The sequence below is a fragment of the Rhizobium sp. YIM 134829 genome, assembly GCF_046546455.1.
Window position 1 is genome coordinate 129,652 of record NZ_JBKHKI010000001.1, and the last position, 13,641, is coordinate 143,292.

Genomic DNA, 13,641 nt, shown 5'->3' on the forward strand with positions numbered 1-13,641 from the left:
GGGATCTAGCCGAGCGGCTGGGTTCGCCATGCTTTACTCAGGCTGCAGCCACCGCCGCGCAACCCGGCACGTCCTCCAGCCGATGATAGACGGGAATGCCGCGCTCCAGGGCGATGCGAACGTCGTTGTCGGCCCCTTTGCTCTCGCCGGGAAGACGCAGCACGGCGTCGCACAGAGCGAGAAGACGGCCGGCCACAGGGTGAAAGATCTCCTCGTAAAGCGTATCGCCCACCACCTGCCCACCGCCCGAATGCCAGACCGGCAGCGCCACCCATTCGCCGATCATCGGCACATGGCCGGCCTGAAACAGGCGATAGGCCGGCGCCTCCAGCCGCTTCAAATTCTCCGCCATCAAGGCGGGATCATCCCCTGTTCCGGAGCGGTAGGGGCCGGCGATCAAGATCAGCATCTCGAGTTCCTTTCACAAATCTGCACGAAATTTCTTGATATTTCTCGTTCAAACATGCAATATGCTGAGACGTCAAGAGGGTTTTTCATGCTTACATCCCAGCGCCATGCGCTCATTCTCGACCGCTTAAGCCGCGACGGGCAGATCGTCGCCACGCGCCTCGCGCTCGAGCTCGGGCTCTCCGAGGACACGATCCGCCGCGATCTGCGCGAGCTCGCCGGTGAAGGAAAACTGAAGCGGGTGCATGGCGGCGCGCTGCCGCTCTCGCCCGACCTGCCCGATCTGGCGGAGCGCGAGACGATTGCTGCCGACGTGAAGCAGGCGCTGGGGCGGCGGGCGGCGGAACTGATCGCGCCGGGCATGGTCGTCTTTCTCGACGGGGGCAGCACGAATGCGGCAGTGGTCGCCGCCCTGCCCCGGACGCTCAAGGTAACGATCGCCACCCACAGTCCGACGATCGCCGTCGCGCTGGCGGGACATGATGCCGAGGTCCTTCTGCTCGGCGGCCGGCTTTACAAGCATTCGATGGTGGCGACGGGGGCCGGCGTGGTGGAGGCGCTGGCCGCGCTGCGCGTCGATCTCTTCTTCCTGGGCGCGACCGCACTGCATCCGGTGCATGGCGCAACGACCGGGGATTATGAAGAGGCGCAGGTCAAGCGCGCCATCGCCGCGCGGGCGGATGCGACCTGGCTGCTGGCGGCCGAGCAGAAATTCGACCGCGTCTCGCCGCACCGCATCCTGCCGCTCGTCGCCCTGCAGGGTCTGGTCGTTCCACACGCCATGGCGCAGGCCCGGCTAGCACCCTATGCGGAAGCCGGGCTCGAGATTGTCGCGGCATGAACTGTCGGCGGCTTACTGAAGCGCCTCGGTGACCCGCACCGTGCCGACCGTCATGCCGTTCCAGTTTTTCATGCTGTGCGTTGCCTCCGCCATCAACGCCGCCTGCACGGCCGGATCGTCGGCAAAGAAGCGGGCGAGCGTGGCGGCCACCATGGCTTCGACGGCACGCGTGGTGCCATCCTCGCATTTCAGCGCCATTGCCAGGCCCTGCTCCGGGATTGCCGCGCAGTAGACGCCCTCCGCGCCGATCTTGGCGAAGATGCGGCCGGGTGCGATACGCATCAGCCGGGTGCAGGCTCGGTTCTCGCCCGCCACGTAGAAAGGCTCCGCCATGCAGGCCTCCATCAGCCGCCGGGAGGCCGCGGCCCGGCTGGAGGAGAGGCCATGCCCGGTGGTCATTTTTGCAAAGCCATGGGCAAGGCCTTTCAGCGGTACGGCATAGGTGGGAATGGCGCAGCCATCGATGCCGCAGCTGTCGTGCGAAAGGGCGGCGCCCGTCAGGTCGGTCATGACGGCCCGGATCTCGCGCTGGATTGCGTGGTCGTAGCCGATATAGCCGGCGGGATCCACGCCGGCATGGCAGGCGGTGCAAACAAATCCGGCATGCTTGCCCGAGCAGTTGTTGTGCAGCGCGCTCGGCCGATCGAGGCTGCGGGCCTGCGCGATCAGAACGCCTTGCACAGACGACCAGTGCGCCCCACATTCCAGGGTGTCGACATCGCGGCCGGCGGCGGCGAGCATCGACGCCGCCAGGGCGGCATGGGTTTCGGTGCCATCATGCGAGGCGCAGGCGAGCGCGAGCTCCCGGTCGCCGAATTGATAGGCATCGGCCGCGCCGCCTTCCACCAGCGGCAGGGCCTGCATGGCCTTGCAGGCCGAACGCGGAAAAACGGCCGCCTCGACATCCCCCTGCGAGAAGACCGTGCGGCCCGCGCCATCGACCACCACCACCATGCCGCGATGGCGGCTTTCGACGAGATCGCCGCGCGTTACTTCGACCAGAACCGGATTTGCCATCGCCTGCCCTCAAAGAACCTCAATCCTTCCCGCGATTTGACCGCGGATACCAAGCGCCGTGCTGTCAGCAAGCAGCGCATGGCGCCCGCGTCTTAGACCATCGCGGCGCAAAGGCAAACGGGATCAGCCGGGCTGCAGACGGAAGCGGCCACCGACGGGATATTTCGGGGACAGACCGGCGATCGAGCCGACCTTACCCCTACCGAGGAACCTCATGCTCATTCTACGCCATCTTCTGCTCGCCTTCCTGCTCATCTATCTGCTGCCGACCATCGCCGCCGCAGGTGTGTGGATCGCGCGCGACCGCCCGGCGCGCTGGAGCGAGGCCAACTGGTCGTCCTCCGGCCTGCTGCCGAAGCCACAGAGCGACAAGGAGGCGGCGATCTATGTGCTCTCAGCCGCCACCGGCGGGTTGAAGGGCGCGGTGGCGAGCCACGCCTGGATCGTCACCAAGGGCGCCGGCGACACGGTCTATAACCGCTATGACAAGGTGGGCTGGGGCACGCCGATCCGCCGCAACATGCGCGATGCCGACGGCTTTTGGTATTCGAACCCGCCGCGGCTGGTGGTGGCACTCAAGGGAGCCGAGGCCGAACGGCTGATCCCGAAGGTCGAGGCGGCGATCCAGTCCTACCCCTATGCCATGCCCGGCGCCTATCGGCTGTGGCCGGGGCCGAACTCTAACACCTTCGTCGCCCATGTGCTGCGCTCGGTCCCGGATCTCGGCGCCGTGCTGCCGCCCGATGCGGTCGGCCGCGACTATCTGCCCGAAGGCCGGCTGGTGTCGCTCGATGCCGATGGCCGCGACCTCCACCTCACCCTCTTCGGCCTCGTCGGCCTTTCCGCCGGCATCCGGAGTGGCTTCGAACTCCACATCCTCGGCCTCGTCGCCGGCCTCGACCTCGCCAACCCCGGCATCAAGATCCCCGGCTTCGGGCGGCTGGGGGTGTGAGGGCGTGCGCTGCTCGGCCCCGCTATCGTCGACGCGATTGACGGGGAATGGGCAGATGAGTTCAACTGGGTCTTAGGGTGCTAGACAGCTTTCCTCCTCGAAACGCCGGAGCCATGATCACGCCATGACCGCCCTCCTTGACTACGCCATGGAAACCGCCCGCACCCTGCCGCCGGAGAGGCAGGACGAGATCGCGCGGATGGTGCTGGCCTATGCAAGTGATGAAGACCTGATCCACCTGACACCCGAGGAAGACGCGGACCTCCGCGAGGCTCAGGCCGAGATGCAGCGGGGTGAGTTTGCAACCAATGAGGAGGTGGAAGCCGTCCTCTCCAAGTTCCGAGCTTGAGGCTTCGCTTCCAGAAGAGGGCTTTTGCGCAGATCGACACGGTGCTTTCGCACATTGCGGCCCATTCACCGCAGGGCGCGGCGCAGGTCGAAGCGCGATTGCGCGCGGTTCTGCAACAATTGCAGGCCCACCCCTTCCCGGGGCGCCGCATACCAATCGCGGGGGTGAGACGTGCCTTCCTGACACGCTACCCCTACCACATCGACTACTTCGTTGGAGACGAGGAAATCGTCATTCAGCGTTTCCGCCATGCGGCCCGCAAGCCGCTTTCACAGGGCGTTAGCGGAGAAGGTTGAGCCTGCCTCACGGGGGGCGCTAGACCTGGCTGACTGGATAAGCGAAGCCCGAAGACACAACTCATTCGCCTCTTTCGCGCACGAAAAAGGGCCGCTTTCGCGACCCTTTCCACGAAACCCGGCCTCGTGAGGCCCGGAGCGGCTGCTGGCACGCTCCGCAGAAACGGAAGGCTCAGAGCGAGGGCTGCCTCCGCGAGACGGCGTCTCTCAAACGCCTTGGTATGCTGCATTGACTTGAGCGACCAGACCACTTTGATGCTGGCGGGACAGAATTTGGCTCGTTCCATCGCGGAAGGTGATCGCGAGAGCCGTGTCGTCGGTGAATGTGATCTTGATCGAGTCTGCATCCGTGCCCTTGAAGCGGATGATGGCCTCATCGCCGTTCTGTTCGATGGTTGCGTCCGTGCTGCGAATGTTCCAGAGCGCCAGCGTATTCGACCCGTGCTGCGTCTCGCCGAACTCTTTGTACCCGCTGCCTACGACGATCGTGTCATGTCCATCACCTCGACCGTAAGTCACGACGGAATCGATGGCCTGCGTCAGGTCGATCGAGTCGTCACCCTCGTCGCCGGAAAGCGTGTTCTTTCGCCCGACCGCAGACAAGACATCGTCCTGCTCGCCGCCGTGGATCGTGCCGCCATAGAGCGCGGTCAGAACGTCTGCGCCAGTGCCGCCAAATCCGACGCCGCCAAGGATGGCTCTGATGTGATCCCGGCCCTCGTCTCCGTACCCTTCACTCCCTGTAAGAACGTCAATCCCGTCATCTCCGACGCCTCCATGAAGTTGGGCATAGGAACCGGTCAGTCCGTCATCTCCCTGGCCGCCATAGGCTTCACCACCGTCGATCATGTTGATGGAATCGTTGCCCTTGCCGCCATCGATCATGGAGTCCGCGCCGGCATTGATCCAGTCATCGCCGCTCCCCGCCGCCACAAAACTCTCACGGCCCGTGAAGTAGGCACGACCGTTGTCGCCAATCGCGGCACTCCGGACGACATGGTCGGGAAGCCATAAACCGCCCCCATTCGGCCCTTCACCGAATTCCGCCATGATCGAAGCGACCAGTTTCCTGTTCGTCGACAACACGAGCGAGTCCCGCTCCTCGTGACCCTGTCCGTATCGCAGAAGTTGCAGGGCAGTCGCTTGTGTTGACGAAGCAGATGCTGAGACCGAAAACATCGCTATCCCCTGGAGCGTCGGCTTGTTCGATGCTCCAAAGTCTCATTAGAACGTTATAATTCTCTAAATTTTCGAGCTCGCATCGCGGGTTTTCGCGGATAAGGCGCACGAAAAAGGGCCGCTTGCGCGACCCTTTCCACGAAACCCGGCCTCGTGAGGCCCGGAGCGGCTGCTGGCACGCTCCGCAGAAACGGAAGGCTCAGAGCGAGGGCTGCCTCCCCTGCACCGCCACGCTTCCCAAGTCCGTCACGAGCACCGTAATCTCATTAGACATTGGATCACCTTCCTTTCTTTGCGTTGAACATGATCGAAATATGAGCGCGTCTTTCCCCGAATGCAAGGGCGCGCGCATGGCGAAATGTCACAGGGTCAAAATGATCTTACCGATATGCGCGCCATCCTCCATCAGCCGATGCGCCTCCGCGACATTGGCGAAGGGCAGCACGGCATGGATGACCGGGGCGACCGTCCCCTCCTCCAGAAGCGGCCAGACATCGTCCAGCAGATCGTCGCGGATCGCCTCCTTTTCCACCGCCGTGCGCGGCCGGAGCGCCGAGCCCATGACGCGCAGCCGCTTGGTCATGATCGGCACCAGCGAGACATCGGAGAGCGTCGCGCCGCCCGAAAAGGCGATCAGCGCCAAGCGTCCGTCGCGGGCGAGGCTGTCGAGATTGCGGGCGAAATAGGGGGCGCCGACCATGTCGAGAATGACATCGACGCCGCGCCCCTCGGTCTCCGCCTTCAGCACGGCTGCGAAATCCGCCTCGCGGTAGTTGATCGCCTTGCGGGCGCCGAGCGTTTCGCAGGCCTTGCACTTCTCCGCCGTGCCGGCGGTGGCGAAGACCTGGGCGCCGAAGGCGCTCGCCAGCTGGATCGCCGTCGTGCCGATGCCGCTGGTGCCGCCATGGACGAGAAAGGATTCGCCCTCCACGAGATCGGCCATCTGGAAGACATTGGCCCAGACGGTGAAGAAGGTCTCCGGCAGCGCCGCCGCGCGTGCTGCGTCATAGGCCTTCGGCCAGGGCAGCGCCTGGCTGGCCGGGACGGCGCAGAACTCGGCATAGCCGCCGCCGTTGGCGAGCGCGGTCACCTTCTCGCCGAGCGCAAAGCCTTCCACACCCTCGCCCAGCGCGACCACCTCGCCGGCCACTTCCAGCCCCATGATCGGGCTCGCGCCCTGCGGCGGCGGATATTTGCCCTGGCGCTGCATCACGTCCGGCCGGTTGATGCCGGCCGCTTCGACCCGCAGCAGAAGCTGGCCTGCTTGCAGTTCGGGCAGCGGTCCGCGGGCAAGCACCATCGCCTCAGGACCACCGGGATTGGGCAGATCGACATAGGTCATCTCATGCGGCAGCGTCATTCTCGGTCCTCTCACCTCGCATGATCTTTATCTATCGCCATGGCCGACGAAGGCAACGCGGGCGCGGAACGTGGGGCAGACGGTCGGCGACGGCTGGTCGCCAGATCTTCGCTGCAAACGACATGGGATAGCGCGGCCGGGGAAGCGATTGGGGTTTGATTGAGGCATCAATCAAGAATAACCTCGGTTGCATCGGGAGATGAGACGGTCGATGCCGAAACTTGGAATGGAGCCGCTTCGCCGCAAGGCGCTGGTCGATGCGGCCTTGAGCGCCATTGGCGATCAGGGAACGCTGACGGTGACCATGTCCGATATCGCCCGGCGGGCCGGCGTGTCGCCGGCGCTGGCGCATCATTATTTCGGCAGCAAGGACGAGCTGCTGATCGCCACGATCCGCTCCCTGCTCGCCGATCTCCGCCGCGACACGATTCACGCCTTGAACGCGGCCGCTTCGCCGCGCGCGCGGGTTTCGGCGCTGATCCGCGTCAGCTTCCATGCCGGCCAGTTCGCGCCGGAAACGGTGGCCGCCTGGCTCGCCTTTTATTCGCAGGCCCAGAGCTCGGAGGCGATGCGGCATCTGCTCGTGCTCTATGCGCGGCGCCTGCATTCCAACCTCGTCGTCAATCTCGCAGCGCTGTGCCCGCCGGATCTGGCGCGTGGCATTGCCGAGGGTGCGGCGGCGCTGATCGACGGGCTCTATCTGCGCCGCGCGCTTGCGGCAGCGCCGCTGTCCCGCGAGCGCTCGATCGCGCTCACCGAAGCCTATGTGGATGCCGCGCTCGCCCGCGCCCGCATCGAAATGCCAGCCGAAGGACGACATGCGTGACTGCCGCCAGACCGAATATCCTGATCATCATGGTCGACCAGCTGAACGGGACCCTGTTTCCTGATGGCCCGGCGGATTTCCTGCATGCGCCGCATCTGAAAAGCCTCGCCCGCCGCTCGGCTAGGTTCGTGAACAATTACACCGCCTCGCCGCTCTGCGCGCCGGCGCGGGCCTCCTTCATGGCCGGGCAATTGCCGAGCCGCACCGGCGTCTACGACAATGCCGCCGAATATGTCTCCTCCATCCCGACCTTCGCCCATCATCTGCGCCGCGCCGGCTATTACACGGCGCTGTCGGGCAAGATGCATTTCGTCGGACCGGACCAGCTGCACGGTTTCGAGGAGCGGCTGACGACGGATATTTACCCTGCGGATTTCGGCTGGACGCCGGATTACCGCAAGCCCGGCGAGCGGATCGACTGGTGGTATCACAATCTCGGCTCGGTCACCGGCGCGGGCGTGGCCGAGATCACCAACCAGATGGAATATGACGACGAGGTCGCCTTCCTCGCCGAGCAGAAGCTCTATCAGCTGGCGCGCAAGAGCGAGGATGAGGGCCGCCGCCCCTGGTGCCTCACCGCCTCCTTCACCCATCCGCACGACCCCTATGTGGCACGGCGGAAATATTGGGACCTCTACGAGGACTGTGCCGCGCTTCTTCCGCGCGTCGGCATGCTCGAGGAGCAGGATCCGCATTCGCAGCGCATCATCCACGCCTGCGACTACGGCAATTTCGATGTGCGCGACGAAGACATCCGCCGCTCGCGCCGCGCCTATTTCGCCAATATCAGCTATCTCGACGACAAGGTCGGCAGCCTGATCGACGTGCTCGCCCGCACCCGCATGCTGGACGACACGGTCATCCTCTTCTGCTCCGACCATGGCGACATGCTGGGCGAGCGGGGCCTGTGGTTCAAGATGAACTTCTTCGAGGGCTCGGCGCGCGTGCCGCTGATGATCGCCGGCCCTGGCATCGCTCCCGGCCTGCACAGCGCGCCGGTCTCCAACCTCGACATCTGCCCGACGCTCTGCGACCTCGCCGGCATTTCGATCGAGGACATCATGCCCTGGACCGATGGCGAGAGCCTGCGGCCGGTGATCGATGGCGCGGATCGCGTGGCGCCGGTGCTGATGGAATATGCGGCGGAGGCCTCCTATGCGCCGCTGGTGGCGATCCGCGAGGGCAAGTGGAAATATGTCCATTGCGCGCTCGACCCCGACATGCTCTTCGACCTCTCCGCCGATCCGCTGGAACAGGTGAACCTTGCCGCCAACCCGCCGGATTCCGCCACTGCGGCGACGCTGGAGTCCTTCCGCCTGATGCGCGAGGCGCGCTGGGACATGGCCGCCTTCGACGCCGCCGTGCGCGAAAGCCAGGCGCGACGCTGGATCGTCTACGAGGCCCTGCGCAACGGCGCCTACTACCCCTGGGATCACCAGCCGCTGCGCGACGCCTCCGAGCGCTACATGCGCAACCACATGAACCTCGACACGCTCGAGCAATCCAAACGCTTTCCGCGGGGAGAATGAGACGATGAGAGCGCAACCGAAAGCCTCCCACTTCATCGATGGCGCCTATGTCGAGGACACGGCCGGCACGCCCTTCGACAGCATCTATCCCGCGACCGGCGAGGTGATCGCGAAACTCCATGCCGCGACGCCGGCGATCGTCGAGCAGGCCATTGCCGCCGCCAAGCGGGCGCAGAAGGAATGGGCGGGCTTGAGCCCGACCGCGCGTGGCCGCGTGCTGAAGAAGGCGGCCGAGATCATGCGGGCGCGCAACCGCCAGCTTTCCGAACTGGAAACGCTCGACACCGGCAAGCCGATCCAGGAAACGATCGTCGCCGATCCGACATCCGGCGCCGATAGTTTCGAGTTCTTCGGCGGCGTCATCGCGGCCGGGATGAATGGCAGCCATATCCCGCTCGGGGATGACTTCGCCTATACCAAGCGCGTGCCACTCGGCGTCTGCGTCGGCATCGGCGCCTGGAACTATCCCCAGCAGATTGCCTGCTGGAAGGGCGCGCCGGCGCTCGCTGCCGGCAATGCCATGATCTTTAAGCCTTCGGAAATGACGCCGCTGGGCGCGCTGAAGATTGCCGAGATCTTGATCGAGGCGGGGGCGCCGAAGGGGCTCTACAATGTGATCCAGGGCGACCGGGAGACCGGGCCGCTGCTCGTCAACCATCCCGATGTCGCCAAGGTCTCGCTCACCGGCTCGGTGCCGACGGGGCGCAAGGTGGCGGCCGCCGCCGCCGGGCAGCTCAAGCATGTGACGATGGAGCTCGGCGGCAAGTCGCCGCTGATCGTCTTCGAAGATGCGGATCTCGACGATGCCGTCTCCGGCGCCATGCTCGGCAATTTCTACTCGACCGGCCAGGTCTGTTCGAACGGCACCCGCGTCTTCGTCCAGTCTGCGCTGAAGAGCGCCTTCCTCGCGCGGTTGAAGGCCCGCACCGAGGCGATCCGCATCGGCGATCCCATGGACGAGGCGACGCAGCTCGGGCCGATGGTCTCGAAAGCGCAACGTGACAAGGTGCTCGGCTATATCGAGGCCGGCAAGGCGGAAGGGGCGCGGCTCGTCACCGGCGGCGCCATTCCGAACGACGTTTCCGGCGAGGGCTTCTACATCCAGCCGACCGTCTTTGCCGATGTGACGGACGGCATGACGATCGCGCGCGAGGAGATCTTCGGCCCGGTCATGTGCGTGCTCGATTTCGAGCGGGAGGACGAGGTGATCGCCCGCGCCAATGCGACCGAATTCGGCCTCTCCGCCGGCGTCTTCACCGCCGACATGAAGCGCGCGCACCGCGTCGTCGATCAGCTGGAAGCCGGTACGCTCTGGATCAACACCTATAATCTCTGCCCGGTCGAGATTCCCTTCGGCGGCTCCAAGCAATCCGGCTTCGGGCGGGAGAACTCGCTCGCCGCGCTGGAGCATTACTCCGAGCTCAAGACCGTCTATGTCGGCATGGGCAAGGTCGAGGCACCCTATTGATGGTCCACCTCCGCCATCACGACGAGATCGTCGAGATCAACCCGCAAGGCCTTGGCGATTCGCTGAAGCTCCTCGGTCGATGGGTCTTGCGCGCCTGCTTCCACTCCGGACAGGACTTCCGAGGAAAGACCTGCTTGCTCGGCAAGTTTGTCGATGGTCAAACCGCGATAGGTGCGAAGCGTGCGAATTCGGCTGTCCGTTTCCCAAAGCTCGTAGACAAGCTCCGCAGGCCAGGTTTCCTCGCCGGCCCGAATGCGCGCAAGCGTCTGTTCCGCGGCGATGATGTCCATCAGATCCTCAAATTCCTCTTCAGGCACGAGAACATAAGCCTCACCGTCGATCACCGTTTTGCGAAAATCACCCATCGCTCACTTCCTGTAGATTCCACCACGCGGTCCGACCTCGACGACGAAGACCAGGCCCGTGAGATCATCGAGCACCACGCGATCGTCGCCAACGCGAATACGCAAATACGGGCTGCCTCGCAGTCGCTTGACGTCGACTTTCTCGCCGCGGGCAAACGCGTCCACTTCAGCACGAATGGCGAGGCGCCGCTTCGGCTGCATATGATCAAGTACCTAACTCGCAGACTTGGCATACATCACCCGTTTCATGCCTGCATTTTAGCGATCTCTCACTCGACCATCAATCCGAAGGTGCTGATATGAACCAGGCAGACTTCGTCATCGTCGGCTCCGGTTCCGCCGGTTCGGCGCTTGCTTATCGCCTGTCGGAGGACGGCAAGCATTCGGTGATCGTCATCGAGGCGGGCGGGTCGGATTTCGGGCCGTTCATCCAGATGCCGGCCGCGCTCGCCTGGCCGATGAGCATGAAGCGCTACAATTGGGGCTACCTCTCCGAGCCCGAGCCGAACCTGAACAACCGCCGGATCACCGCGCCGCGCGGCAAGGTGATCGGCGGCTCCTCCTCGATCAACGGGCTGGTCTATGTGCGCGGCCATGCCGAGGACTTTAACCGCTGGGAAGCGCTCGGCGCCCGCGGCTGGGCCTATGCCGACGTGCTGCCCTACTTCAAGCGGATGGAGACCAGCCATGGCGGCGAGGAAGGCTGGCGGGGCACGGACGGACCGCTGCATGTGCGGCGCGGCCCGGTCAAGAACCCGCTTTTCCACGCCTTCATCAAGGCCGGCCAGGAAGCAGGCTTCGAGCTGACGGAGGACTATAACGGCTCCAAGCAGGAAGGCTTCGGCCTGATGGAGCAGACGATCCATCACGGCCGGCGCTGGTCGGCGGCCAATGCCTATCTCCGCCCGGCGATGAAGCGGGGGAACTGCCGCCTCGTTCACGGCTTTGCCCGCAAGGTCGTGATCGAGAACGGGCGCGCGGTCGGTGTCGAGATCGAGCGCAATGGCGCGGTGGAGATCGTGCGGGCGGGCCGCGAGGTCATCATCTCCGCCTCCTCCTTCAACTCGCCCAAGCTGCTGATGCTCTCCGGCATCGGCCCGGCCGAGCACTTGAAGGACATGGGGATCGAGGTGAAGGCGGACAGGCCCGGCGTCGGCGCCAATCTGCAGGACCATATGGAATTCTACTTCCAGCAGGTCTCGACCAAGCCGGTCTCGCTCTATTCCTGGCTGCCCTGGTTCTGGCAGGGGGTGGCGGGCGCGCAGTGGCTGCTGACCCGCACGGGGCTCGGCTCCTCCAACCAGTTCGAGGCCTGCGCCTTCCTGCGCTCGGCGCCCGGCCTCGTCCAGCCGGATATCCAGTATCACTTCCTCCCCGTCGCCATCTCCTATGACGGCAAGGCGGCGGCGAAGAGCCATGGCTTCCAGGTGCATGTCGGCTACAACCTGTCGAAGTCGCGCGGCAGCGTGACGCTGCGCTCACCCGATGCCAAGGCCGACCCGGTGATCCGCTTCAACTATATGAGCCATCCGGAAGACTGGGAGAAATTCCGCCACTGCGTGCGGCTGACGCGCGAGATCTTCAGCCAGACGGCCTTCGACACCTATCGCGGCCCGGAGATCCAGCCGGGCGAGGCCGTGCAGAGCGATGAGGCGATCGACGCCTTCTTGCGCGAGCATCTGGAGAGCGCCTACCACCCCTGCGGCACATGCCGAATGGGCGATGCGACCGACCCGCTGGCCGTGGTGGATCCGCAGACGCGGGTCATCGGGGTCGAGGGCTTGCGGGTCGCCGACAGCTCGATCTTCCCGCATGTCACCTATGGCAACTTGAACGGCCCCTCGATCATGACCGGCGAGAAGGCCGCGGACCACATCCTGAACCGCCAGCCGCTGCCCCGCTCCAACCAGACCCCCTGGGTCAATCCGCGCGCGGCGGTGAGCGATCGCTAGGTGTCGGTCTTCGAAGACGGAGCCGGGCGCGATCGCCCGCCCGTCACGACGTCAGTTGAGAGCTTAAATTCTCTATAAAACCGATAATCTTCCTTCAATTGGCCGCCGTTCCTACGGGCATGCCGAGCTTTTCTGCAGAGGTGCAAGATCGGAGTGATATTTGCTCCGCTTCACCCTGGATTCACAAAGGCTTTTTCTGTCTCTTGTCACAATCTCCTGTCATATTCGCACAACTGCAAAGACAGGATTCGCATCCATGACAGTCCCCACGATCGAGACAGCTGCCGCGGAGCTCGCCCGGCGGCTGGAAGGCCTGACGCTGAAAGAGCGCCTGGCGCTCATCGCCACCCTTCCCGGCCGTGCCGTCTTCACCACCAGCCTCGGCATCGAGGACCAGGTGATTACCTGGGCGATCGCCGGGGGCGCGCCGGCCGGCGCGATCGAGGTGGCGACGCTGGAGACAGGGCGCCTTTTCACCGAGACCGTGGCGCTGATCGACCGCACCGAAGAGACCTATGGCCTGCTCGTCAAGCGCTACCACCCCGAACAGGCCGATCTCGACGCCTATGTGGTGGCCTATGGGCTGAACGGCTTCTATGACAGCATCGAGGCGCGCCATGCCTGCTGCGGCGTGCGCAAGGTGAAGCCGCTTGGCCGGGCGCTTTCCGGCGCGCAATACTGGATCACCGGCCTGCGCCGCGGCCAGTCCGGCAATCGCGCCGAGACGCCGCTGGCCGAGGCCGATCTCGAGCGTGGGCTGATCAAGATCAACCCGCTTGCCGACTGGGACATCGACACGATCCGCGCCACGGTGGCGGCCGAGGCGATCCCGGTCAATCCGCTGCATGCGCGCGGCTATCCCTCGATCGGCTGCGAGCCCTGTACCAGGGCGATCAAGCCCGGCGAGCCGGAGCGGGCCGGCCGCTGGTGGTGGGAGAACGACGAGACGCGCGAATGCGGCCTGCATGTGGCCGACGCGGCCTCCGAGATCCCTACCCGCTCCCCCGTCCCTGCTTCTGGTCGTGACCAGGCCGCCCCCGACCCTGCCGCTTCATCCGCCGAGCGCCAGGCGCTCGCCGACAGCGTCGCCTGACGGCGC

15 protein-coding genes are annotated in these 13,641 nt (G+C 65.0%); 9 read left to right on the top strand and 6 right to left on the bottom strand.

Annotated elements, in window-relative coordinates; all coding sequences use genetic code 11:
- Positions 1-37 precede the first annotated feature (37 nt).
- The gene (locus tag ACLE20_RS00690) at positions 38-409 is read right to left on the bottom strand and encodes a DUF4406 domain-containing protein (RefSeq protein ID WP_410938331.1); all 372 of its coding nucleotides are present in this window, start codon (positions 407-409) and stop codon (positions 38-40) included.
- Between the two features lie 87 nt (positions 410-496).
- Between ACLE20_RS00690 and ACLE20_RS00695 the strand changes: the two genes are divergently transcribed.
- Complete coding sequence (locus tag ACLE20_RS00695; protein ID WP_410938332.1) at positions 497-1,249, top strand: DeoR/GlpR family DNA-binding transcription regulator; 753 nt, start codon at positions 497-499, stop codon at positions 1,247-1,249.
- 12 nt (positions 1,250-1,261) lie between these two features.
- On the opposite strand, the gene ACLE20_RS00700 is transcribed toward ACLE20_RS00695, so the two are convergent.
- On the bottom strand, positions 1,262-2,266 hold the full coding sequence (locus ACLE20_RS00700) for an asparaginase (protein WP_410938333.1): 1,005 nt from the start codon (positions 2,264-2,266) through the stop codon (positions 1,262-1,264).
- Between the two features lie 214 nt (positions 2,267-2,480).
- Here ACLE20_RS00700 and ACLE20_RS00705 point away from each other — a divergent pair, with 214 nt between their 5' ends.
- The 3 genes from ACLE20_RS00705 (at position 2,481) to ACLE20_RS00715 (ending at position 3,863) form a co-directional block, all read left to right on the top strand.
- On the top strand, positions 2,481-3,218 hold the full coding sequence (locus ACLE20_RS00705) for a DUF3750 domain-containing protein (protein WP_410938334.1): 738 nt from the start codon (positions 2,481-2,483) through the stop codon (positions 3,216-3,218).
- Positions 3,219-3,342: 124 nt separating this feature from the next.
- Positions 3,343-3,567, top strand: coding sequence for a hypothetical protein (locus ACLE20_RS00710; RefSeq protein ID WP_410938335.1), 225 nt, complete (start codon positions 3,343-3,345; stop codon positions 3,565-3,567).
- A complete protein-coding gene (locus ACLE20_RS00715) occupies positions 3,564-3,863 on the top strand; it encodes a type II toxin-antitoxin system RelE/ParE family toxin (RefSeq protein ID WP_410938336.1) in 300 nt (99 codons plus the stop codon). The genes ACLE20_RS00710 and ACLE20_RS00715 overlap by 4 nt, the downstream gene beginning before the upstream one ends.
- Positions 3,864-4,070: 207 nt before the next feature.
- Here ACLE20_RS00715 and ACLE20_RS00720 read toward each other — a convergent pair whose 3' ends face one another.
- The gene (locus ACLE20_RS00720; RefSeq protein ID WP_410938337.1) at positions 4,071-4,949 is read right to left on the bottom strand and encodes a hypothetical protein; all 879 of its coding nucleotides are present in this window, start codon (positions 4,947-4,949) and stop codon (positions 4,071-4,073) included.
- Positions 4,950-5,403: 454 nt separating this feature from the next.
- Positions 5,404-6,402, bottom strand: a complete 999-nt coding sequence (locus ACLE20_RS00725) for an NAD(P)H-quinone oxidoreductase (protein ID WP_410938338.1) — start codon at positions 6,400-6,402, stop codon at positions 5,404-5,406.
- A gap of 211 nt (positions 6,403-6,613) precedes the next feature.
- Here ACLE20_RS00725 and betI point away from each other — a divergent pair, with 211 nt between their 5' ends.
- The 3 genes from betI to betB are packed head-to-tail and all read left to right on the top strand — an operon-like array spanning position 6,614 to position 10,225.
- Entirely contained in the window at positions 6,614-7,228 is a 615-nt protein-coding gene (betI, locus tag ACLE20_RS00730; RefSeq protein ID WP_410938339.1) for a transcriptional regulator BetI, read from the top strand.
- Positions 7,225-8,757, top strand: a complete 1,533-nt coding sequence (gene betC, locus ACLE20_RS00735) for a choline-sulfatase (RefSeq protein ID WP_410938340.1) — start codon at positions 7,225-7,227, stop codon at positions 8,755-8,757. The genes betI and betC overlap by 4 nt, the downstream gene beginning before the upstream one ends.
- Positions 8,758-8,761: 4 nt before the next feature.
- Complete coding sequence (gene betB, locus ACLE20_RS00740; protein ID WP_410938341.1) at positions 8,762-10,225, top strand: betaine-aldehyde dehydrogenase; 1,464 nt, start codon at positions 8,762-8,764, stop codon at positions 10,223-10,225.
- Here betB and ACLE20_RS00745 read toward each other — a convergent pair.
- Together ACLE20_RS00745 and ACLE20_RS00750 are read right to left on the bottom strand one after the other, a co-directional pair.
- Positions 10,219-10,590: a helix-turn-helix domain-containing protein gene (locus tag ACLE20_RS00745; protein WP_410938342.1), complete on the bottom strand. Its 372-nt coding sequence runs from the start codon at positions 10,588-10,590 to the stop codon at positions 10,219-10,221. The genes betB and ACLE20_RS00745 overlap by 7 nt on opposite strands.
- A gap of 3 nt (positions 10,591-10,593) precedes the next feature.
- Entirely contained in the window at positions 10,594-10,791 is a 198-nt protein-coding gene (locus ACLE20_RS00750; protein WP_410938343.1) for a type II toxin-antitoxin system RelE family toxin, read from the bottom strand.
- 98 nt (positions 10,792-10,889) lie between these two features.
- Between ACLE20_RS00750 and betA the strand changes: the two genes are divergently transcribed.
- Positions 10,890-12,542, top strand: a complete 1,653-nt coding sequence (betA, locus tag ACLE20_RS00755; RefSeq protein ID WP_410938344.1) for a choline dehydrogenase — start codon at positions 10,890-10,892, stop codon at positions 12,540-12,542.
- 256 nt (positions 12,543-12,798) lie between these two features.
- Positions 12,799-13,635 (top strand): phosphoadenylyl-sulfate reductase, encoded by an 837-nt coding sequence (locus tag ACLE20_RS00760; RefSeq protein ID WP_410938345.1) that lies wholly within the window; start codon positions 12,799-12,801, stop codon positions 13,633-13,635.
- Positions 13,636-13,641: the final 6 nt, after the last annotated feature.

Coding starts and splice junctions, on each gene's coding strand:
- ACLE20_RS00690 (WP_410938331.1), bottom strand. CDS start 409: ATGCTGATCTTGATCGCCGGCCCCTACCGCTCCGGAACAGGGGATGAT.
- ACLE20_RS00695 (WP_410938332.1), top strand. CDS start 497: ATGCTTACATCCCAGCGCCATGCGCTCATTCTCGACCGCTTAAGCCGC.
- ACLE20_RS00700 (WP_410938333.1), bottom strand. CDS start 2,266: ATGGCAAATCCGGTTCTGGTCGAAGTAACGCGCGGCGATCTCGTCGAA.
- ACLE20_RS00705 (WP_410938334.1), top strand. CDS start 2,481: ATGCTCATTCTACGCCATCTTCTGCTCGCCTTCCTGCTCATCTATCTG.
- ACLE20_RS00710 (WP_410938335.1), top strand. CDS start 3,343: ATGACCGCCCTCCTTGACTACGCCATGGAAACCGCCCGCACCCTGCCG.
- ACLE20_RS00725 (WP_410938338.1), bottom strand. CDS start 6,402: ATGACGCTGCCGCATGAGATGACCTATGTCGATCTGCCCAATCCCGGT.
- betI (WP_410938339.1), top strand. CDS start 6,614: ATGCCGAAACTTGGAATGGAGCCGCTTCGCCGCAAGGCGCTGGTCGAT.
- betB (WP_410938341.1), top strand. CDS start 8,762: ATGAGAGCGCAACCGAAAGCCTCCCACTTCATCGATGGCGCCTATGTC.
- ACLE20_RS00745 (WP_410938342.1), bottom strand. CDS start 10,590: ATGGGTGATTTTCGCAAAACGGTGATCGACGGTGAGGCTTATGTTCTC.
- ACLE20_RS00750 (WP_410938343.1), bottom strand. CDS start 10,791: ATGCAGCCGAAGCGGCGCCTCGCCATTCGTGCTGAAGTGGACGCGTTT.
- betA (WP_410938344.1), top strand. CDS start 10,890: ATGAACCAGGCAGACTTCGTCATCGTCGGCTCCGGTTCCGCCGGTTCG.
- ACLE20_RS00760 (WP_410938345.1), top strand. CDS start 12,799: ATGACAGTCCCCACGATCGAGACAGCTGCCGCGGAGCTCGCCCGGCGG.